The sequence below is a fragment of the Pseudoalteromonas sp. SS15 genome (genome assembly GCF_049257195.1).
Classification (GTDB): domain Bacteria; phylum Pseudomonadota; class Gammaproteobacteria; order Enterobacterales; family Alteromonadaceae; genus Pseudoalteromonas.
Window position 1 is genome coordinate 51,372 of sequence record NZ_JBMMUD010000012.1, and the last position, 22,497, is coordinate 73,868.

Annotated in this window: 16 protein-coding genes; 5 read left to right on the plus strand and 11 right to left on the minus strand. The window is 41.7% G+C overall.

Annotated features, from left to right (window positions below):
• Position 1: 1 nt before the first annotated feature.
• Positions 2 to 517, minus strand: coding sequence for an RNA methyltransferase (locus AAEU28_RS19365; protein WP_421965569.1), 516 nt, complete (start codon positions 515 to 517; stop codon positions 2 to 4).
• Between the two features lie 258 nt (positions 518 to 775).
• On the opposite strand from AAEU28_RS19365, the gene AAEU28_RS19370 reads away from it, so the two are divergent.
• Together AAEU28_RS19370 and AAEU28_RS19375 are read left to right on the plus strand one after the other, a co-directional pair.
• The gene (locus tag AAEU28_RS19370) at positions 776 to 982 is read left to right on the plus strand and encodes a hypothetical protein (RefSeq protein ID WP_138478981.1); all 207 of its coding nucleotides are present in this window, start codon (positions 776 to 778) and stop codon (positions 980 to 982) included.
• 98 nt (positions 983 to 1,080) lie between these two features.
• Positions 1,081 to 1,554 carry an NYN domain-containing protein gene (locus AAEU28_RS19375; protein WP_421965570.1) on the plus strand — a complete coding sequence of 158 codons (474 nt, stop codon included), beginning with the start codon at positions 1,081 to 1,083 and terminating at the stop codon, positions 1,552 to 1,554.
• 393 nt (positions 1,555 to 1,947) lie between these two features.
• On the opposite strand, the gene AAEU28_RS19380 is transcribed toward AAEU28_RS19375, so the two are convergent.
• From AAEU28_RS19380 to AAEU28_RS19395, 4 genes are all read right to left on the minus strand, one after another.
• A complete protein-coding gene (locus AAEU28_RS19380) occupies positions 1,948 to 3,195 on the minus strand; it encodes a glutamate-5-semialdehyde dehydrogenase (RefSeq protein WP_421965571.1) in 1,248 nt (415 codons plus the stop codon).
• Positions 3,192 to 4,292: a glutamate 5-kinase gene (gene proB, locus AAEU28_RS19385; RefSeq protein ID WP_421965572.1), complete on the minus strand. Its 1,101-nt coding sequence runs from the start codon at positions 4,290 to 4,292 to the stop codon at positions 3,192 to 3,194. Before proB ends, AAEU28_RS19380 begins: the two co-directional genes overlap by 4 nt.
• 582 nt (positions 4,293 to 4,874) lie before the next feature.
• Complete coding sequence (locus tag AAEU28_RS19390; protein WP_421965573.1) at positions 4,875 to 6,374, minus strand: tryptophan halogenase family protein; 1,500 nt, start codon at positions 6,372 to 6,374, stop codon at positions 4,875 to 4,877.
• A 207-nt stretch (positions 6,375 to 6,581) separates the two neighbouring features.
• Positions 6,582 to 9,374: a TonB-dependent receptor gene (locus tag AAEU28_RS19395; RefSeq protein WP_421965574.1), complete on the minus strand. Its 2,793-nt coding sequence runs from the start codon at positions 9,372 to 9,374 to the stop codon at positions 6,582 to 6,584.
• A gap of 288 nt (positions 9,375 to 9,662) precedes the next feature.
• Between AAEU28_RS19395 and pulA the strand changes: the two genes are divergently transcribed.
• The gene (gene pulA / locus AAEU28_RS19400) at positions 9,663 to 12,461 is read left to right on the plus strand and encodes a pullulanase-type alpha-1,6-glucosidase (protein ID WP_421965575.1); all 2,799 of its coding nucleotides are present in this window, start codon (positions 9,663 to 9,665) and stop codon (positions 12,459 to 12,461) included.
• Between the two features lie 210 nt (positions 12,462 to 12,671).
• Positions 12,672 to 13,751, plus strand: coding sequence for a cell division protein ZapE (gene zapE / locus AAEU28_RS19405; RefSeq protein ID WP_421965576.1), 1,080 nt, complete (start codon positions 12,672 to 12,674; stop codon positions 13,749 to 13,751).
• Positions 13,752 to 13,866: 115 nt separating this feature from the next.
• Here the strand turns inward: zapE and AAEU28_RS19410 are convergent, their stop codons facing one another.
• The 5 genes from AAEU28_RS19410 to AAEU28_RS19430 form a co-directional block, all read right to left on the minus strand.
• Positions 13,867 to 16,185 (minus strand): collagenase, encoded by a 2,319-nt coding sequence (locus tag AAEU28_RS19410; protein ID WP_421965577.1) that lies wholly within the window; start codon positions 16,183 to 16,185, stop codon positions 13,867 to 13,869.
• A 300-nt stretch (positions 16,186 to 16,485) separates the two neighbouring features.
• Entirely contained in the window at positions 16,486 to 17,229 is a 744-nt protein-coding gene (locus AAEU28_RS19415; protein ID WP_421965578.1) for a DUF3307 domain-containing protein, read from the minus strand.
• Position 17,230: 1 nt separating this feature from the next.
• Positions 17,231 to 17,860 (minus strand): hypothetical protein, encoded by a 630-nt coding sequence (locus AAEU28_RS19420; RefSeq protein ID WP_421965579.1) that lies wholly within the window; start codon positions 17,858 to 17,860, stop codon positions 17,231 to 17,233.
• Between the two features lie 116 nt (positions 17,861 to 17,976).
• Entirely contained in the window at positions 17,977 to 19,077 is a 1,101-nt protein-coding gene (locus AAEU28_RS19425; protein ID WP_421965580.1) for a hypothetical protein, read from the minus strand.
• 68 nt (positions 19,078 to 19,145) lie between these two features.
• Positions 19,146 to 19,313 carry a DUF2986 domain-containing protein gene (locus AAEU28_RS19430; protein WP_421965581.1) on the minus strand — a complete coding sequence of 56 codons (168 nt, stop codon included), beginning with the start codon at positions 19,311 to 19,313 and terminating at the stop codon, positions 19,146 to 19,148.
• 212 nt (positions 19,314 to 19,525) lie between these two features.
• Here AAEU28_RS19430 and AAEU28_RS19435 point away from each other — a divergent pair, with 212 nt between their 5' ends.
• Positions 19,526 to 21,388, plus strand: a complete 1,863-nt coding sequence (locus tag AAEU28_RS19435; protein WP_421965582.1) for a DUF885 domain-containing protein — start codon at positions 19,526 to 19,528, stop codon at positions 21,386 to 21,388.
• Between the two features lie 83 nt (positions 21,389 to 21,471).
• Here the strand turns inward: AAEU28_RS19435 and AAEU28_RS19440 are convergent, their stop codons facing one another.
• Positions 21,472 to 22,077: an arylesterase gene (locus AAEU28_RS19440; RefSeq protein WP_421965583.1), complete on the minus strand. Its 606-nt coding sequence runs from the start codon at positions 22,075 to 22,077 to the stop codon at positions 21,472 to 21,474.
• Positions 22,078 to 22,497: the final 420 nt, after the last annotated feature.

The following is a 22,497-nucleotide window of genomic DNA, read 5'->3' on the forward strand; positions in this document are numbered from 1 at the left end:
TTTAAGGCTTAAACTTCAGTCGATTATTATTATCTCGTGAATCGAGTATTTGCTGTTTATTAAACTGCTGAGTGTGTTTTGCTGCGCGGTCATATAAAAGCACATTAACCGTAGCAGCTAAATTCATACAACCTGTAGTTGGCATATAAACTACGGCACTGGCTTTATCGACAATCTCTTGTGGCAAACTGCCATCTTCTGGGCCGAATATATACAATGCTTGTTCTGGGTGCTGAAATAAAGGCAGTGGTGTTGCGCCTTCCACGAGTTCAACACACACGATAGGAATGTCTTGGCTAACGGCTTGAGTTAAATCATCGACTTGAGTAAGCGGTATTTTCTCACTGACATTTTTAGTATCGGTTTGATGTTTTGCTGCAATGGCGTAACGTCTACCAGAAAAAAACACTTCATTGGCCCCATAGCAGCCTGCAGCACGCATAATACCGCCAACATTCGTCGGTGATTTAGGGTTGAATAAGCCGATGGCGCAGTAAGGTGAATGTTGATCTTTCATAATGACACTAAATTGATAACTAAAACCGGCGCAGTATAAACCTTTATGAAGATATTTTCTCTAACTTAACCTGAGCTTTGGTTTAAGGCTAATAAACTGCATAGTGTGACTGGGTCATTAATCATGAATACTCAATAGCACTAAATCACTTAAACTTACCTTGCTTTATAATTACTTATTCTTACTAGAGTGTTTACTTAATCTGTGTTTTTTCATTACACTTTTTTTGCCAATAACGGCACTAAAAGGATATTTATTATGAAACTGAACAAAAAAAAGCTGAAAAACTTAACATCTGAAAAAGTACTCGCTAATGCTGCAACCCCAAATGTGGCTGGTGGTTACTTCAATTCTGATACACCTGATTGTATTCCAACAAATCGAGCAGATTGCAGAACCGGTGCTATCTCATGCTGGAATGGTAAAGATTGCGCATTTACAAATCGCTACTTTATGTGTGATTAATACATGAGAGCTTTGAGGCTTAGGTAACTGAGCCTCTTTTGGTTTTATCTAGGCAAGTTTTTGGTTAGCATGGGGTTTTAAATTGCTCTGAGCGCCAAATGAAAAAAATTGCTGTTTTTGTCGATGTACAAAACATTTACTACACCACTCGAGACGCATTTTCACGTCAACTCAATTACCGAAAAGTTTGGCAGTTTTTATCTGAGCAAGGCGACATTACTCTTGCAAACGCCTACGCCATAGCCCCAAACGACGACTCACAGCACAAGTTTCAAAAAGCCCTCAAACACATAGGGTTTAATGTAAAGCTTAAACCTTTTATTCAGCGTAAAGACGGCTCGGCCAAAGGTGATTGGGATGTGGGGATCACCATAGATATACTTGAACATGCGCCAGATGTAGACGTGATCTGTTTACTATCGGGCGACGGTGATTTTGATTTATTAATGCAAAAAGTGGCAGCTAAACACGGCATCGAAACATGGGCCGTTGGAGTTGAGCAACTTACAGCGAATTCATTGATTAATAGCTCAAGTCGATTTATCGCGATTGAACAGCCTTGGTTGTTGTAATTCGAAGTGAAAGGAATAAGCCTATTACTTGAGCAAGCAGTGAAAAAATTTAAGCGTAAGTTTTAATGAGGACGAAATTTTTAATCACACTATTGAAGGTCTTAAAAGCGCTGGAGATTGAAACCCGACATGAAGTCGGTGCTACCGTGTGATAGTGTTGCCTTGTAGGCGCGATTTTATATCGCGCAAATAAAAGCGCGGGGTGAACCCGCGCCTACAGATGTTTTTAATTTTTCAAACCCGACATAAAGTCGGTGCTACCGGGTTTGGTTTAGCTATCGAGGCGATATTATTTTCGCAAACTCGCAAACTCGCAAACTCGCAAACTCGCAAACTCGCAAACTCGCAAACTCGCAAACTCGCAAACTCGCAAACTCGCAAACTCGCAAACTCTTAATCTCTCACCTGACCTGTACCATTTACTAAATACTTTTCAGTGGTTAATGACTCTAAGCCCATTGGGCCATAGGCGTGTAGCTTAGTAGTTGCGATACCAATTTCGGCGCCAAGACCTAATTGGCCGCCGTCGCTGAAGCGTGATGACGCATTGACCATAACTACAGATGCATCAACACTGCGTTGGAACAGCGTGGCTGTTTCATGGTTTTTAGTACAGATCACTTCAGTGTGATGACTGCCAAATTGGTCGATGTGGTCGATTGCAGCGGCAAAGTCATCGACAATACGAATGGCAATTTCTAGCGCTAAATACTCTTCACCAAATTCGTCATCGTTTAGTACAGTGACGTCGTCAAAGTACTCTGCAGCGCGTTTACAGGCATTCACTTTCACATTTGCAGCACGCAAAATCGGGGCTACTTGGTTTAAGAACTTATCGGCGATGTCTTTATGAACCACTAACCCTTCTAGGGCATTACATACGCCAGTACGCTGAGTTTTACCGTTCAATAGCAAGGCTTCTGCGATGTTTAAATCGGCATCTTTATCAACATATAAATGACACACGCCTTTAAAGTGCTGAATGACAGGCACAGTACTGTTTTCGGTCACAAAGTTGATAAGGCCTTCGCCGCCGCGTGGAATGATCAGGTCGATGTATTCTTTTTGCTGCATCAGCTCCATCATTAAACCGCGATCTGGATCTGGTACGACAGTAATAAGCGCTTCTGGCAGATTAAACTCAGTTAGAATCTTATGCATGACCTTGGCAATGGCCATTGAACTGGCTAATGCTTCTTTACCACCGCGTAAAATCACGCCATTACCTGATTTAAAGCACAGTGCGCCCGCGTCGGCTGTGACATTTGGGCGTGCTTCATAAATCATACATACCACGCCTAAAGGAATACGCATTTTATTGATTTCGATGCCATTTGGTCGAGTGCCCATGCTGCGCGTTTTCCCTACCGGATCGTCTAACGACACGATGGTTTCGATACCTTGCGCCATGTCTTCAATGCGTGCGGGAGTAAGCGTAAGGCGATCAATCATAGCTGGGCTTAAATCATTTTGTTTGGCATTGGCTAAATCTTCTTGGTTTGCGCTAAGAATATGATCAGTTTCTGCACGCAGTGCATTAGCCATCGCTTGCAGTACTTGGTTTTTCTGCTCAGTTGTTAGTAATGCCAATACTTTTGCCGCTTTCGCCGCTTGTTTTGATAAATTTGTAATTAAGCTCATGATTGTTTTCTCTCCAGCACAGCAATGTCGTTTTTCGAAATAATAGGGCCAATACTATTTTGCATTTGGCTAGTATTTATACCATCGGTATTTTGTGTAATAAAGTTCAATAAGCAGCTGCTGTAATTACTGCTTGCTTTAGCCAAACGCTCCCCTTTGGTGTTTTTGATCAGCACAGTTTCACCTGCTGAAAACTCACCTTCTACAGAAAGGATCTCTTCACAATTGAGCTCCTCACTGTTGTGTAATCCTTCAGACTCAACAACAAGTTCGCCATGTTCGGCTGCTGTGTGTGTCATCCAGTGTTGGGCTTCTTCCATTGGATTTTTAAATGGCGTGAATAAAGTGCCCGGATTGTCGCCATCGAGTAGTGCATTAAAAGTACTTTCATCAAACCCATTGATGATATAAGTGGCAATACCGTGTGATGTGGCTTTTTCAGCCGCTTCAAGCTTGGTGCGCATTCCGCCAGTACCCACGGCGCTATTTGGACCACCTGTCATGTCATAAATCGCTGACGTAATGGTATTTACTTCTTCAATAAGTTTTGCATTTGGGTTTGTTTTTGGGTTCTGGTCATATAACCCGTCAACATCGGAGCATATAATTAATGTGTCAGCATCTGCCGCAGCGGCGACCATTGCCGATAAGTTATCGTTATCACCCACTTTCAAGTGCTCGGTTGTTACCGCATCGTTTTCATTGATAATTGGCAAAATGCCTTCGCTTAATAAACTAAACAAAGTTTGACGAATACTTTCATAACGTTCTTTGTCACGTAAATCAGCGTGTGTCATCAGTAGCTGTGCTGATGGAAAATCAAAAAAGCGATCCCACGTTGACATCATCTCCATTTGACCTGCTGCAGCCATAGCTTTTTTAATTGCGATGTTACTGCGGTCTGGATTTTTAAAATGATGTGCGCCAGCGGCAACAGAGCCTGATGAAACCAATAAAACTTCAACACCTTGGGCGCGAGCTCTAACAATAAATTGAGCAATATTAAGCAGGTAACGCGCTTTACAGCCATCTTGTTGTGGCGCAATCAAGGCACTACCAACTTTTATAACTAATCTTTTTGTGTTTGTTAAACTCATTTTCTGCAAGTTCCTCTTTTCCTACCGGCGCAATAGGGCATAGTTTTAAGACGTGAAAACACCATGATGGGCAAAACGCAGATGAGCAAATCTAGTAAGCCAAAGACTCTTAGACATGAATACCCCGGTGCAGATGCACGACTTAGGTTAAATTAATAATTAAAAATTTGATTGTGATCCTCGCAGTAGCAAGGTATCGAACCGTTTTCGGCAGGCGAACCATGGTTTGGTTGAGCCGAAAAGGTCATGTCGCAATGAATAATTGCGTAACGGACTTTTTGACAAGCGACTAACTGTTATGAATAACTCTTAAAGTTAAATTAATTAGTGCTCAAAGAATTTGTGCTGAAAAGATTACTGGTTTTAGACGCTTATAGCAAGTGCTGTAACGAAATTTTAATATTTTAATTAGTGGTAAAAGTTATTATGTTTATATTTTTCAGGGTTTTATCGTATTCATCTGTTTTACTTATAGTCTAAATAAATAGTTTGAATACTAATTGTTTTTCCCGGGGGTTAATACTTTGTGGGTCTATATTAGGTACGAGCGTTGACTCATACCTGAGCATTATTTGGGGGCGATTAGGTTAAGATAGATAAAAAGTCTTGGTGAGTTGGCATGTTTTCGACGGTTTTATCGACCAGCGTTCGCAAACTTTCCATCATGTCTTTGATTTGTTCGTCACTTAACCCATCAACAAGTGGGTGAGTATCGGTTGGCGTAATACCTTGCCCGAGCATTACTTGTTGCCAAGCGATTTCGGTAAATAAATCGTTTGGTTCGCAGTGTACCTTGCCTGTTTGTTTAAATAGCTCAATTTTAGTATTCAGTGTGTCAGGAATGTCCATTTGCTGACATTGTCGCCAAAATGCACTATCGCTACGATTATTTAATTTGTAGTGCAAAATAATAAAATCTCGAATGCCTTCAACTTCGGCTTTGCACAAGCGGTTAAACTCATCGACTAAGGTTTGGCTAATGCCATTGTGCGGAAAGAACTTGAGTAAACGCGTTGCCACACTTTGCACAAGATGAATATTGGTTGATTCTAATGGCTCTAAAAAGCCACTTGATAGACCAATGCTGATGACGTTTTTATTCCAGACTTTTCTGCGACGACCGGTTCTAAATTTTATAATTCTTGGGTCACTTATTGGTTTGCCCGGCAGGTTACCAAGCAGCGTTTGTTTGGCCTCTTCATCACTCATGTGTTTAGAGCTATACACTAAGCCATTACCTGTCCTGTGTTGCAGCGGAATTTGCCACTGCCAGCCAACATGATGAGCGATAGAGCGCGTATAAGGCACTACTGTCTCTGCATTCTCACTCGGGACTGCCATAGCGCGGTCACAAGGTAACCAATGTGACCAATCATCATAGCCTGTACTAAGTGTCTTTTCGATGAGTAGAGCATGCATGCCGGTACAGTCGATAAATAAGTCGCCGCTAAGCTGGGTATCGTTATCTAATAACAGGCTTTCGATATGACCCGTTTCGTTATTTTGATTTACTTGTTTTACCGTGCCGATGACATGATTAACACCGTGCTGCTTACCGTGTTCGGTTAAAAACTTAGCGTATAACCCAGCATCAAAATGATAGGCGTAGGCAATGCCCGGCAGATTAGTGTTTGGGAGGTGTTTGAGCTTTTGGAATTTGTTGTGCTTAGCTGCTTGGTAGTTAAGTGAGAAATCCCAATAAGTAAGATTATCGACTTGGTCATTTTTATTTTGCGCTTTAAGCCAAAAGTGATGAAAGTCACAAAACGGGAAGTTTTTTCCTATGCTACCAAAGGCATGCATATAATTATGTTTAGGTTTTAGCCAATTCTCGAACTGAATACCAAGCTTAATGGTGGCTTTAGACGCTTGCATAAAATCGTGCTCATTCACACCGATGGCTTGGTTGTATTGCATAATCGGTGGGATAGTCGCTTCGCCAACTCCAACAGTTGCGATGTCTTCTGACTCAAGTAGAGTCACATTAATGCTTTTACCTAGCACCCTAGCGAGTAAGTTGGCAGTCATCCAGCCTGCAGTGCCGCCACCAACAATAACGACATCGTTAATTTTGTTTTGCATAATTTACCCTGTATAGCACGTTAATAAGCTGCGCTTTAGACCCGACATAAAGTCGGTGCTACCGTGTTTTGGCTCAGTGGATAGATGGTATTCTTTTCGCCAACTCGCCAACTCGCCAACTCGCCAACTCTCAAAAGTCCGCATAAAAAAGCCCTTGGATTTACATCGCAAGGGCTATCATAACTAACTTAGCTTTATCACGCTCGTTTAGAACTTATATGCGAAGCCTAACGAGTAGTTACGGCCGTAATCTTGGTAATCACGCACCTGTAACGCATTGTCACCGCTTAGCGTAGTGAATGGTTCTTCAGTTAGGTTGTAACCCTGTAGGAATACAGATAGACCTTCAAGATCTTTGAAACCACCTTCACCAAAGTCATAGCCAATTTGTGCATCCCAAATTGTCTCGCCCATGATGTCTACTTGAGTTGCTGTGTAACCGATACCGTTTACGTCACCTTTGAAGTCATCACGCTTACGCATGCTAGCACGAGCTGAGAAACCGTGGTTTTCATAGTAGAAAGTGAATGTTGAAATACTTTCTGAAAGACCTGGAATCTTGTATTCAGCGCCTTCAGGGTTTTTCAGATCAGATTCAACACCTGTGTAGCTTGCAATAATACCGAAGCCGTCTAATGCTTCAGAAAACACGTTAAGCGGTAATGTACCAGACAGTTCATAACCCCAAAGCGTACCTTCACCACCATTCACTTTACCACTACCTGTACCATTTGGGTTCGCAGGGATAGCGCCAGTTGCAGGATCTGCAACACCTGTCATATCAACCGCATATTGACCGTCGAAGTGCCAGTTGGTGATGTCTTTATGGAATAATGCAACTGCAAAGTAACCTTCACTGCTGAAATAGTTTTCATAAGTTAGGTCTAAACCGAACGCTTCTTTTGGCTCAAGTTCAGGGTTACCACCGCCAATTGACCAGTTATTACCGTTAGTATCAGGCTGTTGGTTATATGAAGCGCTAAAAGACGCATTCATTTCATCAAGGCGTGCACGAGAAATTGTTTTCGCTGCACCAAAACGTACTGATTGGTCGTCGTCTAGTTTTAACGTTAAGTTTAAGCTAGGTAACAAGTGGTTATAGTCATGACTGATGTCAGTCGGTGAAGTAACTACCTTACCATCCACTGTGTTAAACGCATTACCTTGTGATGACTGTTCAGAGCGCACATAACGTAAACCCATGTTACCACTTAATGGCATGTCAGCGACTTCAGTGTCGATATCTGCTTTTACGAATAAAGAGGTTACTTTTTCACGTACAGTCCAAGACTTAGTTGCGTGAGATGAGTTAGTTAAGCTTTCTTGAAGGCCATAGTAATAACCGTCACGAACAAGGCCATTCACGTCATAAGCAATCATTTCGCCCATGCCAATGAAATCTAGGTTAGCTGTACCTAGACGGTATTGCTCAGGTACGACCATCATGCCGGTGTTACTCGGGTACTTGAAGCTTGAAAGTGTTAAGAAGTAACCTTCAGACAGTTTCGCCTTTTCGCGGTCACGGTATGAAATCCCCGCAGAAACTGATGAGATGAAGTCATTTTCAATCGCTTGCGTTGCTGCAAATCTCAGTGACTTAAGTTCGTCTTCAACTTCAGGTGTATTGATGAAACCATCTTGTAGTTGGTTTTCAAAATCAGTACCTGTTACGTTGAACGCATCATTTAAAGCGCCACTCCAACCCCAGCTTAAAGGGCCGCCTAATTGAATTAGGTCGTAGTCAGCGTAGTTAAGGTTGTGATTGAATTTTGCGCCCGTGTTACCACCGTCAAGCGTGTAGCTTAATGTGTCAGCTTCACCACGGTTGTCACCACGACCAGTACCGGCATAGCTCTCAATACCAACGATTTTCTTTTCTACTTTTGAGTAGCTAACGTCGAAATCTAAACGTAAGTCTTCATTTACATCCCATTTAGTGTTGAAGCCTAGTGATTTCATCTCGGCGTCTCGTTCGTTATAGTCGTTACGAACTACAACACGCTGACCCGCTGTTGTACCAGAAGTAATAAAGCCTGACGCATCGTCTACTGAGTTTGCACTCTTTTCACCTTGGCCCCATGCGAATGGGATTTCAATACCACGTAGAATTTGCTTGTCTAAAAAGTCTACATATAGCGCATCGAATGTCATACGTACGTCATCACGCGGTGCAGCTTCTAGTACGAACATCATAGAATCACGTTCAAGCTCAGAAGAGCGAACGTATGGCTTAGCACCACCTAGGATTGAGTACTGTTTGCCATCTTTTTCAAACTCAGGGTAGCCCCATGCATTCCAACGCTTTTCTTGGTTCGGAGAGCTCATGGTGTTAAGTGCAAATGCCACACCGATTGTGTCATCAGCGAATTTGTCTAGGTAGAAGAATGTTGCCTTATGGCCCTTGTCTTCACCGTCTGGGTTTAGTTTTTCGAAACTGGTTTTCTCGATAACGCCATTAACTTGAATGATACGACCATCTTGGTCTAATGGCTTGATTGTTTGTAGGTTAACTGTACCTGCAATACCTTCACCTTCGATGCTTGAATCAGGTGTTTTATAAACGGTTACGCCGCTCATGATTTCAGATGGGTAAAGGTCGAATTCAGCGCCACGGTTGTCGCTGATAGAAACCTGTTCGCGGCCATTTAATGTTGTGCCGCTTTCATTCTCACCGAAACCACGGATAGAGATTTTACTTGCACGGCCATCTAAACGCTGTGTAGCAAGACCTGGCAGGCGAGATAAAGATTCTGCGATTGAAGAGTCTGGTAGTTTACCGATGTCTTCAGCTGAAATGGTTTCAACTACGCTGGTAGAAAAACGTTTAGCGTTGATAGATTCAACTAGCGAGCGGCGGAAGCCTTTTACTTCGATAACTTCAACGTCTTTTTGTGCTTTTTGCTCTGCATCTTGTGCAGCTGCAAACATTGGTGCACTCATTGCAGCAAAGCCACTTGCTAAAAGTGCCAAGGTCACTTTGCTTGGTTTTAGTTTTTGCATTTGTTTTATCCCCGTTGCCATAGGTGTTCGGTTATACCGTTAACATGCCAAACTTTATAGTAACTTATGTAATCGTTCGGTCATGCCAACATGTTATGGGTTGTCGGAGCTTAATATATAGCCGTGTTGTGTTGATGAATAGTTAATGCATACGTATTCATAGCTACCAGTTTAGACTAGGCTCGTTGAATACGTATGCAAAAGCTATTCATTTAGTTGTGTCAAATATAGGGCATTCAGTAACGTATGACCTAGTTGAAAATACTTCTTAAATAATGGGACTCGCCAATGCGCAAAGTAACAAAGTCTTTGGGTTTAATTCCGAAAATGACAATAATCCCGCTTGTGGCATCTTTAAGTGCTTGCCAATTGGTAAACACACAGCAAGCTTTTGAACAACAAGCCGAGCAACTCGCAACACAAGCGACTTATGGCGCGCACTGGTTAACCTCAGAATTACTATTACTGGCGCCTTCAGTTGCAAAATCTAACTTACAGCTAAAAAGCGCCTTACTTGAAGGACAAATGTCACAGCAAATGGCATTAGATGCAGTTGAACTACCAGCCTGGGTTGCCGCTAGCTACCCACACTTAGCTGATTTCAAAGCATATAAAGTTGCGCTTACCAATCAACAAGCGAAAAGCTGGGCGAAAGGGCAGGTCAGTGTGGTTGATAGCAAAGGCGCACTTATAAGCTTTGTGCAGCAGGGTGAGCTATTAGATTCGCTTTATACTTTAACGGCGAATGATGCCAATGAAGTGTCAGATCTAGGTGCCACCGTACTGGCAGATTCTGTGCAATTTAAGCTGTGGGCACCTACAGCGCAAAAGGTATCTTTACTAGCATTTGGTAATAGCCTTCATAACCCGGCTAATAAAATACCGATGCAAGAAGACAAAAGCACTGGCGTTTGGCAGGTAAATGCGAACAATGTCGCTGCGCTTGATTATTATCAGTATGAGATCACCGTTTATCATCCTGAAACGAAAAAAGTCGAAACCATTGTTACGACAGATCCTTATGCATTGAGTTTGTCGACAAACAGTACTCATGCCCAAGTTGTTGACTTGAATGATAAAGCCACGCAACCAACGGGGTGGGCAAGTCATTCGGTGCCGAGTATCAATAAGCCTGAAGACAATGTGTTATACGAAACCCACATTCGCGATTTTAGTGCCAGCGATAAAGCGCTGAGCAACAGTGCTTGGCGTGGTAAATATGTGGCATTTACCGATATGAACTCAGATGGTATGAAGCATTTAAGGGCGTTAAGAGATGCCGGCTTAAATAATATTCATCTATTGCCGACTTATGATTTAGGCAGTATCAACGAAGATACAGCAACGGTTATCGACCATACTTCAAGTATGCAGTTTGTGTGTAAGCAGTTGCCAAAGCTAGACGAATGTCAAAACACTTGGGAAGAAGACACACGCGTCGTCGATGTGTTAAAAAGTTATCCAACAGACTCAGCTAAAGCGCAAAAGCTTGTCAGTGCACTACGTCAATTTGATAACTATAACTGGGGGTATGATCCATTCCATTACACTGTGCCTGAGGGCAGTTATGCGACAGATTCGATGGGCGTAACGCGTATTGTTGAATTTAGAGAAATGGTACAGCACCTTCATTCAATGGGCTTTCGTGTGATCATGGACGTGGTTTACAACCATACCCATCAGTTCGGTTTAGCGAAAAATTCCGTGCTCGACAAAATTGTGCCGGGATATTACCACCGCTTAAATCCAACAACAGGCATTGTAGAACAATCAACGTGTTACACTTGTGGTAACACTGCAACTGAGCGCACCATGATGGCAAAGCTGATGAATGATTCATTAGTGACTTGGGCCCGTGATTACAAGATTGATGGCTTTAGATTCGACTTAATGGGGCATCAGCCAAAAGCTGAAATGCTACAAGCGCGAGAGCTAGTACGTGAAGTTGATCCAGATACTTACTTTTACGGTGAAGGTTGGAACTTCGGCGAAGTAGCCAATAATGCACAATTTGTGCAGGCTAGTCAGTTAGAGTTGGGTGGCACTGAGATTGGCACATTTAGCGATCGTCTTCGCGATGCAGTACGAGGCCCTGGCAACAATACCCGTGACACGCAAGGTGTGGGTAATGGTCTGCTGACATTACCTAACGAATTACAAACTGACGCACAAAGCAAACAACGTTATTTTGTGGCGATGGATCAAGTGCGCATCGGTATGGCGGGTAATCTCGCTGAATATGACTTAGCAAATAAATACAATGGGTTAGATAAACGTTTAGGTAAAGACGTACCTTATGGCAATCAACCTACAGGTTATGCGTTTGACCCGGCAGACACCATTAACTATGTGTCTAAGCACGATAACCAAACACTTTGGGACAACAGCCAGTACCGCCTAGCGGTTGATTTAACGACTACTGAACGTGTGCGTTTGCATGCACAAAGCATGAGCTATGTGATGTATGGGCAAGGTATTCCATTTATTCATATGGGATCTGAGCTATTACGTTCAAAGTCATTTTTACGAGATAGCTATGATTATGGCGACTGGTTTAATGCCACAGACTTTGCGGGACAAAGAAATAACTATGATGTAGGTCTACCCCCTGCCGATAAAGACAAAGACAACTGGCCTTTAATCAAAACGGTACTTGCTGGTCACCAAGACCGAGATGATGTAAATACAGCAGATATTCAATTGGCAAAAGGCATGTTTATCGATATGCTAAAAATCAGAAATAGTTCTGAGTTATTCCGTCTCGCAACCGCAGATCAAGTTCAGCAAAAAGTCCAATTTTTAAATACGCAAAAATCAGTGAATGATAAAAATCATCAATCAGGTCTAATTGTTATGCAGTTAGATGATACTCAGGGTGAGGCTGTAGATAATAAATTTTCGCGTATTTTGGTGATCTTCAACGCTAATAATGAACAAAATTCATTCAAAGTTGTCGAAAGTCAAGATTACCAGTTACATCCAGTGTTAAAACAGGGTCATGACCCTGTGGTCAAAGAGACAAAAATTACAGCAGAGGGAATTGATGTACCGGCACTGAGCACAGTGGTCTTAGTCAAGTATAAGTAAAACGACCTATACTTTACTGGACTTTTAGTGATTTCATCTATACTGGTTAAATTACTGAGAGTAAAGGTATTCAATTCCCCTTGAATACGAATCTAAAAGCGCCGGCTGCCCCCGGCGCTTTTTTCTTTTTAATAAATCAAAATAGTCTTATCTTCGTAACAAAAGCTGTAAAATAATCGATAGATAATCTTTATTCCATTTCGCTCTGATATGACAACTCTCTCTGATAGTTACTTTTCGCAAATTCAATCTCAAAAGCTGACTCAGGATCCTGCCCAAATTATCGCGTTGAATGCCTTAGATACGTTGGCGACTACGCTTGAGCAGGGCAAGTCATGTCAAAGCTTGTATTTGTATGGCCCAGTTGGGCGAGGCAAAACCATGCTGATGGATTTGTTCTTTGCACATTTATCGGGGGTGACCAAGCAAAGACTGCATTTTCATCACTTTATGGTGCAAGTGCATCAAGCACTTAACGCACTTCAAGGCACGCTCAACCCTTTACAACACGTTGCAAAAGATTGGGCCAGTAAAGCCAAGGTATTGTGCTTTGATGAGTTTTTTGTCACTGACATTGGTGATGCCATGATCATGGCAAGGTTATTTGAAGCCTTATTTAAAGAAGGTGTTGTGTTGGTCACGACTTCAAACGCACACCCGTCTCAGCTTTATCATAATGGCTTAGCGCGAGAACGGTTTTTGCCGACCATAGATCTATTACTCTCGAAGTGTGAAGTCATTAATGTGGCAGGAGAGGTTGATCATCGTTTTGCTTATGGTGCGAATTACACTCATTACTTTGTGCAGGATCAGGCAAGGCTTTTAACTCAATTTGAACGCGCTCATGGTGTGTTAGAAACTACACAAATAGAGATATGCCGCAGAGAAGTCGAAGTATTAGGTAAAAGTGAACATGGCTACTTGTTTGATTTTATGGCCTTGTGCTCAACCCCAAGAGCAACTGCAGATTATATCGAGCTGGCGAAAAATCACCGAATTATATTTGTCAGCAAAGTGCCAAAGATGGGCGCTGAACCAGATGAAAAGCAAGTAACTCAAGGTATAGAAGACGGTTACCAACGCGCACATTCAAGCATTCAAAATGCCCGTTTTGATGACGAAGCGCGACGTTTTATTGCGCTGGTTGACGAGTGTTACGAGCAGTGTTGTTTATTGGTAATCGATGCACAGTGTGATTTAAACGAATTATATGTGGGTGAACAATTGGCCTTTGCGTTTGAGCGAACTAAAAGTCGTTTAGTAGAGATGCAGAGCTGGTCATTTGATTAAACATGATCAGGGTATGCAACACTTCATTTGTCAGAAAAGAACATCCTTGTTTCTTTTGATTTGTGTGAGTCACCTATTTCCAAGTGACTCAAAGTAGGTCTGTGTTTAAAAAGCGTTATTCTTTAAATAAGCTTTTATCAATCACATAAATGTTACTGCTGTCATTTAGGTCGAGCACGCCGTAACATTGGCCATCACTGCCCATCAGTGCCATACGGTCGCCTACAACCCAGTTACTATTAGCGTAACTGTCGCCAAATTCGAGCGTGCCATAGTTACCATAATATAAAGACCCATCACTGTTGTTAACCCATGCCAATGTCACTGGTGTCTCAGACTGATTATGTACTGCAAATTCAGGCGCATAGTTACTTTGTCGAGAATATGTGGTGAGTAATTCGCAGCTGCCAATTTCAGCGGTTGCGACAGGAATAGGGGCTTCGCTCACTGCATCTTTTACAAACTCAGCATCCACTTCGAAGCTATTATCAGTATCGTTGACGATGGCAACCCCTAAGCAGTTACCCGCAGCATCGCCTAGCATCATACGATCGCCGATCACCCAATTATCTGCACTGAATGTTTCACCTGCTGGTAATGTTTGGAATGCAGAGCTTGGCTGAGTACCCGAGTAGTTGTTGATCCAATAAAGTTGAATATCTTTGTCAGAGCTATTATTGACGGTGAAACCTTCAATCTGCTGGCGGCTTCGGCCATAGGTTTCAACTAAATTACAGCTGCCCAATGTGCCTTTTTCTGGCCAGTGAGGTAAGTATGGTTCGACAGGTGTGATCAGTGGCATAGGTGCTGGTAAATCTACAGTACAGTCTGTGCCCGTACATGCCGTTAAATATAGATCTAGAATATCTGCGCCAGCGAAATCAGAGCCAACTGTGACAAAGTAAGTGCCTTGTTCTGGTGTTTCAAGCGTACAGGTTTCTTCATTGGATGACTCGGTGGTTGAGCTGCAAAGCACAGCCTGATCTATAGCTGGGTGTGCAGGTGAGTCTTTGCTCACCCAAAGGTCTACGTTGGTCGAGCCACCAGACGTTTTGAAGGTTAACACGGATGTCTCTTCTGATAGTGTGACACTATATACCCAGCCACCACGCCCGTTAATTGGCATCGCTTCACCTAAGGTTAAAGGTTGTGCGCTTGCTTTAAAGTTCTCAACTAAGGTCGTTGTACGCCATGTTTTAAAGCTTTCTTCGTAGGCTGTTGAAAACTCTGCTAACTGGGTACTCACTGTTTCCCATTCACCAGCGCGCATATTCGCAATGAGTGTTTTAACTTCACCTGGGTGCTGCTCAATCATGTAAGCGACGGCTAAAGTGCCCCAATCATAAAATGAGCTGTAACTAATGGTAGGGGTTGTGATATCGCTGAGCGAATAACTTGTCTCTTGGTTAGCATCGAGTAGCATTTGGTATGGGCGTTGGTAATAAGTGCCTACATACTCAGCTAACCCTTCTGTCCACCATCCAAGGTCGCCGTTATAACCACCTTCTTTGTTATATCGGCCATCAAGCGCATGTACATATTCATGAGCTAGTGAACGCACAACTGAGCGGCCACCGCTCCACTCTAGGGCGTTAAAAGTAAGGATGGTTGAATCGTGATACCATTCGGTCGGCGCAGTTTCAAAATAAATACCACTGCTGTTATCTGAGTCCCATAAGTGCTCAACCCAGCTCATATGATTCGATAGACTCGCAAAGATATTTATATTGGTGATCTCGTTTAAGTCATTCGGTACAGGTACGCCAGTATCCGCTGACAGCTTGTCATTAAGTACTGTTTCGAAACGAGCTTTGGTTTCTATCAAGGTGTCACAAATACGCTTTTTTGCTTCTTCATTCATTGTTTCTTGAATGCGAACTTGTACCATATCAGCACATAATTCGCTGCTAGCAAAAAGCGAAGTCGTTGCGAATAAAGTCGCATCATTTACAGCCGAGTCTTTATAAGCGTCAATGAGAATGTTGTATCGACCCGGTTGAGGGTTATCGATTATGCAAGTTTCGTGGCTATTAGGGCTATTAAAAGACACGCAGTCAAACACGGGGGCGTCACCAGCTTCAGGAAGGCCTTCGTATTTAATGTAAACATCTGGATCACCCAGGTCTAAGCCAGTTTCGCCACGACCTAAACTTATTAATAAGCTTGGTGCTGCTTCTTCTAGGTCGATGTAAAAGCCTATGGGTTCTGATGTCGACAGGCCTTTTTTAACCATATCTAAGGTTAAACTAGGCTCATCTGCGTATGGAAAGCTGCTTTCACTTGAGTTTTCACTGTCTGATCCTGAGTTACCAGAATTTGATCCAGAATCAGATTGTTCTTCGACTTTAGGTATCTCAGGTTGATCATTATCACTGCCATTACACCCTGTTAATGCTAAAGCGATACACAAGCTAAGTAATCTTTTCTTATTCATTTTTACTCTCTTTTTTTGTTGTTTTTTAGTACTTGGTATTAAAGAGGGGTAATTTTTTAACATGGATAATATATATTGTATACAGTTTGTTTTTGATTTTAACTTACCATCATATCTTTTGTTGCATTCATAAAGTTGAATTGTTGTTGAGAAATAAACGTCTTTTTTAAACGGAGTATAAAACTTAAGCGGAGTTTATATGGGCTGTTTCATTGTTGAGAGAATATGTGCTTTCTATGAAGGCTCTTAATGAGAGGCTTTTAATAAAAAGCACATAATGTTCAGGTCTAGTCTGCTAAGTTATATGAAAAGTTTTATCATTCCTGCCACACTCAATGTAACTAAAATACTCACAAGCGTGCCTAGCATCACATATTCAGTGAGCTTTCTGTCTTTACTTGCGGTTAAATCGCCAAAACGAAATACAGATTTAGCCGCTAAAATAAAGCCAACAGCCGCCCAGCTATCAATAAGAATACAAGTTAGTAAAAGCCCCCGCTCAAGTTGCCCAATTAAGTTCCCTGCTTGCGGCAAGCTTTCTTCTTCGTTTCCCATGTATGCCCAGCGCTCAAGTAGCATTCTGATCATTACAGAGGCTGGGGTCAGTACCAATAAATAGCCAAGCCCAATGATGAGGTTGCCCGGTGTGCTAATGAATGAGAGTAACTGCTTACTTGCATTGAATGGCTCAGATAAATTAAGGGTTATGAGTAAAATCACTAACAAATGCGCGAGTTGGTCGAGCAAAAACGGTATCACTCCCTTACTCGAATATGATTTACCGATATCAATCAAATAGTGGCTAACTGTAACAAGCGTCGCATAACCAAAAGCTGCACTACTGATCCCAAAGTCATAGTTGTGTTGCCATACTGCCAGTGCAATAAAGGCAAGTACACCATGCACTAAACTGTGCCACACGACTTTAGTTGATCTAAAGTGCCGATTATTTCTGTCATGCACCCAACTCATGGGTTGCAGATAAAAGTCGGCGATAACATGGCCAATGACTAGCCATAATAAAAGGGTTTGCCAGTCAGCCATATTACGTCTCCTTGCAGAAAGTATAAGACTCGCTCAATGTGATAAACGTATCAATTAAGGTGTAGTTGGCTAAATTAAGTAATTTAGTCACATTTGCTCTGCTGGTGCTGAGTTGTTCTGCAAGCAGCGCATGCTCAGGTTTATCTTGTTGTAGATATAAAAGTAGTGCTTGGGCTTGTTTACGGCTTAATTTACCCAGCAATAGATCTATAAATTGAATATTCAGTAAAAAGCTTTCGTCACAGGCATTGTTATAGACCAAGCGTTGATTCTTGATGTTATCAAGGCCATGACCTGCTTTTACCAGTGCTTCTCCTGTTGCGGTGGCAAGACCCCCTTGTGATAACTTAATTTGTCCCTGAGCGAGACTCACTTTTACATCTAAACCTTGCTGTATAAAGAATAGTCTTATCGCAATGGCCTGTTTGAATAAGGCTTGTGCTTTTGGCAGGGCGATTTGAAAGCTATCCCCACGGAAAATATGAAACTCTGCGCCAAATTCAGCCCTTAAAGCGGTTAGGTAATACTTTAATTGAACAAGCAGTTGCTCATAATCACTTTGATTGAGTGATTGTGAGCTCACAATGTCGGCGGTGATCACCCCTGTATTGTCTTCTTGTGAAATCGGCATAATAAGTAACCAAAAAAAGTAACTTTATTTAATGTAACCTAATTTAGTTACTTATTCAAATGTAACCGTATTTGGTTACTTTTTGGTGTGTGTTATTTATAGATACCACACGGAGTTTAAAGCTGGTTAATCGCTTCAAGAACCCAGACATTCACGATGGGGGTTTCTTTTTGATAGCTGATTTTGATATCGAGGAGTTGTCCAGAGACACGCTCACTGACTGTCATTTTACTTTTCGAGAGAAAATAAAATCCATCGTTAAATGACAGGGTGCTGGTATTTTCAATGGCGATCCCTTTAATTTTTGCCAGCTCTATCAAGGCGTCTTTAATGGCTAACTCAATGGCTGTACTGAGTAACAAATCTGAAGACATAGTCCCCCCGTGACCAAAGCTGCCTTGGATCAAGCTTCGGTCTTGGTAAACAGCTTGAGATTGCCAATGTTCTTCTAGTTCAATTGAGTTAGTAGGCAATACAAAATTCCCGATCAGCGTGCCATTATATTCACAGAGCTCATTTAAAATCATGCCATGATTCTGATCCACCTTTGCTTTCACATCACTTTGCTGATTAAAACTGGCAGTGTGCCGATTCGAGTGAGAGTCCGAAGATTGGCTGATAAATTCAGTTGCACGTACTTGGCTATTACTCAGTAAATTAGCGATTAAGTTGGCATTTTGTTGCGCCATAGAAAGCTGCTGATGGGGTGAGCTGGTATAAAAACTCACACCAGTAATGGTGTTTGCTTGCTCATCACATAGCCATGTTGGATTACATTGCTTAAATTGGCACCTGGATAAATCAGTGAGGGTTTGTTGTTGGCTCAAGGCAAATGCATCTTGCTCTAATGTTGCGTAACTATAAATAACCCCTTGATAGAAAAACTCAGGCATAAACCGTACTGAGTGGCCTTCAGGTAACCGAAGTTTAGCGGTGCTCGAAAGTTGTTTAGCGTCTATCTCTGTTATAGCGAATTGATGATGGCTTTGTAATTTGACTAAGGCCGCTTTTCTGCTGCCAGAGATATTAATTCTACCTTGGCTGTCATACTTTGCTGCTGCACCAATGAATCCGATGGTTTGATTATGAACCGGTTTGATAAACCAGTGAGGTGCACGATTGGTTTGTTGTTTTTTTAGCCCTAAAGTGCTGTTACAACCTGAGGTAGATACAAGTGTGATAAGTAAAAAGGTAAAAGAAAATAGACTAAATTTCATTGTGCTATTCATCCTTAAAAGCAGCATAAAACGTATTTTGATTAGCGCATATTAAACATGAATGACCACTAATCGCAAATTTCTGTTGAACTGTCAGTTTGAGCTTGTTGTTCGGCCTCTAACTTGGCACGTTCAGCTTTAGAAATGTACTTTGGTTTATTGTTCTTATGCAATTTTTCATTTGCTTTTTTGTCTTTCTTCTTTAGCTTTTCGTAGATTTTCTTACGTCTATTCATAGTTGGGGGCGTATGCAGCCAATCTCGTTAAATTAATGAAGCGTCATTCTAACTGTTTTTCATTAAGCAAAAAAGCAACAAGTACTCTCTTATTGTACTAGCACAACAATTCTAATTGTATACAATGTGCAAATTAAGCTAAATAATAAAAACTACCAATATTCACAGGTAAATAAAATCTGGATATTGACGAGAATACCTTGGAGCAAAATATGATCAAACATACACTAACTGCGCTTGCTGTTTGTGCAGTACTCGCCGGCTGCTCTACTGAGACAACACAAAAAACAAAGTCAGTAGCAGCACAACAAGCTCAAGTAAGTCGAGCTGAAGTCGACAGCGTGGTTAATACCTACACGAAAAACTTTATCAATCATCAGCCAGCTTTAGCAACGTCTTTAAAACTAGATAGCGCTGAGTTTGGTCAGTACGCAAATCGTTTACCAAATTACTCATTGGCAGGCATGCAAGCCTTGCAAATAGATATGCATAAAGCGGCAGAGCAACTTAATGCATTGCAGAGTAAAAACCTCTCGGATAAAGATCGCTTACATGTTGCCGTAAATGAAGTGATAGCTCGTTATTATGCGGGCGATAAGCAATTCAGTGGTGGTTATATTGATACGTGGGGCGGGCATTTACCGTATGTGGTAAATCAAATCTCAGGCCCATTAATTGATATTCCAAATATATTAAAAGATCAGCACGGTGTTACGTCAGAAAAAGATGCAACAGATTATCTTAAGCGTTTGTCTGCGTTTGCAAATTTAACAGAGCAGGTACGCAGCAAGGTGGCAGACGATGCTAGCAAAGGCATTATCTTACCTAAACCACTTTTCCCAAACACCTTAGGATATTTAAATAATTTCACAGCGCCAGATGCATCTGAACACCCATTGGTGAGTAGTTTTGCTGAGAAACTTAATGAGCTCAAAACGCTTGATGATAAAACCAAAGCTGTTTTAGTTAAAAAAGCGGCAAATATTGTTGAGTCTGAGATTTACCCAGCTTTTGCGAAAGTAAGCCAAGATATGCAGACACTTGAGGCAATTGCGCCGACAAAAGTCGGTATTTGGGCACAGCCAAACGGTGAAGCATTTTATCAACATGAGATCACCTATTTAGCTGACTCAACTATGACAGCAGAAGAAATTCATAATGTGGGTTTGGCTGAAGTTAAACGTATTTCAGAGCAGATGGATGCGATTCTAACAGCGAACGGCTATACAGAAGGTTCAGTTGGCGAGCGTATGCAAAAGCTAAGCGAAGAGTCGCGCTTCTTATTTGCTGACAGCGATGAAGGTCGCGAGGAACTGTTAACGTTTTTACGTGGTGAAATTAAAACCATAGAAGAGAAAGCGCTCAATCTATTTTCATCTTTACCTCCTCAAGCGGTTGAAGTAAAACGCATTCCTAAAGCCGTTGAAGCCGGAGCACCAGGTGGTTACTACAATGCACCATCACTGGATGGTAGTCGCCCGGGTATTTTTGCGATTAATCTAAAAGACATGAAAGCAGTCCCAAGCTTTGGCTTAAAAACATTGACTTATCATGAAGCTGTACCAGGCCATCACTTCCAAATAGCGTTAAATATGTTGCAAACAGATATTGGCTTAATGCGTCAAAATGCATCATTTAACGGTTTCATTGAGGGCTGGGCACTGTATTCTGAGCTAGTCGCTTATGAGATGGGCATGTACGAAAATGACCCATTTGGTGACTTAGGCCGCCTGCAAGCAGAAGCTTATCGCGCGGCGCGTTTAGTGGTTGATACCGGTTTACATCATAAAAGATGGACGCGTCAGCAAGCAATCGAATACTTCGCAGAAGCGACAGGCTCAGCGATGAGTGATGTGGTGCCGGCAATAGACCGTTATATCGCATGGCCGGGCCAGGCGCTAGGTTATAAGTTAGGTATGATTAAGTTTGTTGAATTGCGTGATAAAGCTAGAGCAGAGCTTGGTGAGAAGTTTGATATTAAAGCATTTCATGATTTGATTTTGCTTAAAGGTGCACGCCCACTGGCCATTGTTGAAAGTGATGTTGATGCTTGGATAGCAACACAAAAAAGTTAAGTCGAAATCCAACCATTAAAGGAAGCGATAAGCTTCCTTTTTTATTGTCGTTTTTAGATTCAGGCAGTTTTAAAAGCTAGTGGTTACAATGCCCCATTGTCTTTTAGAAGTTGATGAATAGATTCAGCCATCGCTGCATAACCTGCCCTATTGAAGTGAATGTAATCAGACTTCATGGATGGCTTTTTCATTAGTTTAGCGATTAATGAGGGCTCAAATACAATGTGATGCTTGTCTGCTAGAGCTTGATAAAGCGGCGCGGAGCTCGAAAAAAGACTTTTTTGAGGCACCCCAATGAGCACAACCTCAACGCCGTAGCTTTGCGCTATGCCTATCATGTCATTGAGGTTTGCTTGGGTTTCATCGAGGTTTTTATTTTGTAGAATATCATTGCCGCCTTCTAATAAAATGACAATACTAGGCGCATGTTGCTCAATGACATCGGCAAATCGATTTAGCCCTTCATTGGTTGTTTCTCCTGACACTCCGGCATTGATTACTTTCACACCAGAGAGCGATTCAAGCACGCTTGGGTAGCTATGTTGCTTCGACACGCCAACACCTTGCGTTAAGCTGTCACCGAAGGCCAGAATAACATCATGCTGCTGCAAACGAGTTAACTTAGGGGCATCACTGCATCCTGTTAAAAAGAAAATGAAAAGTAAGCTGAGTATTTTCAAAAATTGCATGCTTAAACCTTAGCTGTGAGAAAATTGCTTTAAACAAGTTATAAGCAACATCAAGTAAACCATTGAAAAGAATATAAAGGACTGCTTTAAGAAGCAACAATTAGGACTAGGTTGTTCACCTATTGAAAGGTGTTAAACGAAGTGGGCTTTTTCGTTTTTTGCTCTTTAAATTTAAGTAGGTTAAAACGTTGGTTAATACCAAATAGCAGAGAAAGAAAAAATAAGCAGAAAAACAACATCACACTATAAATGTTATCTTCAATCATATTGAATACCAATAAAGCCAAAAAACAAAACGCAGCTAAAAAATATGAGCTTGGTTTAAAGACTTGCTTTGCCATTTAAAAGAGACGTCCTATCAAAAAGTTTATTAAGAATCATTATCAAGTTCCTAAATCTGCACCTAATTTTTAGAACTTG

Excerpts from the sequence above, each read along its gene's own strand:
- AAEU28_RS19365 (WP_421965569.1), bottom strand. The coding sequence starts at position 517 with ATGAAAGATCAACATTCACCTTACTGCGCCATCGGCTTATTCAACCCT.
- AAEU28_RS19370 (WP_138478981.1), top strand. The coding sequence starts at position 776 with ATGAAACTGAACAAAAAAAAGCTGAAAAACTTAACATCTGAAAAAGTA.
- AAEU28_RS19375 (WP_421965570.1), top strand. The coding sequence starts at position 1,081 with ATGAAAAAAATTGCTGTTTTTGTCGATGTACAAAACATTTACTACACC.
- AAEU28_RS19380 (WP_421965571.1), bottom strand. The coding sequence starts at position 3,195 with ATGAGCTTAATTACAAATTTATCAAAACAAGCGGCGAAAGCGGCAAAA.
- proB (WP_421965572.1), bottom strand. The coding sequence starts at position 4,292 with ATGAGTTTAACAAACACAAAAAGATTAGTTATAAAAGTTGGTAGTGCC.
- AAEU28_RS19390 (WP_421965573.1), bottom strand. The coding sequence starts at position 6,374 with ATGCAAAACAAAATTAACGATGTCGTTATTGTTGGTGGCGGCACTGCA.
- AAEU28_RS19395 (WP_421965574.1), bottom strand. The coding sequence starts at position 9,374 with ATGCAAAAACTAAAACCAAGCAAAGTGACCTTGGCACTTTTAGCAAGT.
- pulA (WP_421965575.1), top strand. The coding sequence starts at position 9,663 with ATGCGCAAAGTAACAAAGTCTTTGGGTTTAATTCCGAAAATGACAATA.
- zapE (WP_421965576.1), top strand. The coding sequence starts at position 12,672 with ATGACAACTCTCTCTGATAGTTACTTTTCGCAAATTCAATCTCAAAAG.
- AAEU28_RS19410 (WP_421965577.1), bottom strand. The coding sequence starts at position 16,185 with ATGAATAAGAAAAGATTACTTAGCTTGTGTATCGCTTTAGCATTAACA.
- AAEU28_RS19415 (WP_421965578.1), bottom strand. The coding sequence starts at position 17,229 with ATGGCTGACTGGCAAACCCTTTTATTATGGCTAGTCATTGGCCATGTT.
- AAEU28_RS19420 (WP_421965579.1), bottom strand. The coding sequence starts at position 17,860 with ATGCCGATTTCACAAGAAGACAATACAGGGGTGATCACCGCCGACATT.
- AAEU28_RS19425 (WP_421965580.1), bottom strand. The coding sequence starts at position 19,077 with ATGAAATTTAGTCTATTTTCTTTTACCTTTTTACTTATCACACTTGTA.
- AAEU28_RS19430 (WP_421965581.1), bottom strand. The coding sequence starts at position 19,313 with ATGAATAGACGTAAGAAAATCTACGAAAAGCTAAAGAAGAAAGACAAA.
- AAEU28_RS19435 (WP_421965582.1), top strand. The coding sequence starts at position 19,526 with ATGATCAAACATACACTAACTGCGCTTGCTGTTTGTGCAGTACTCGCC.
- AAEU28_RS19440 (WP_421965583.1), bottom strand. The coding sequence starts at position 22,077 with ATGCAATTTTTGAAAATACTCAGCTTACTTTTCATTTTCTTTTTAACA.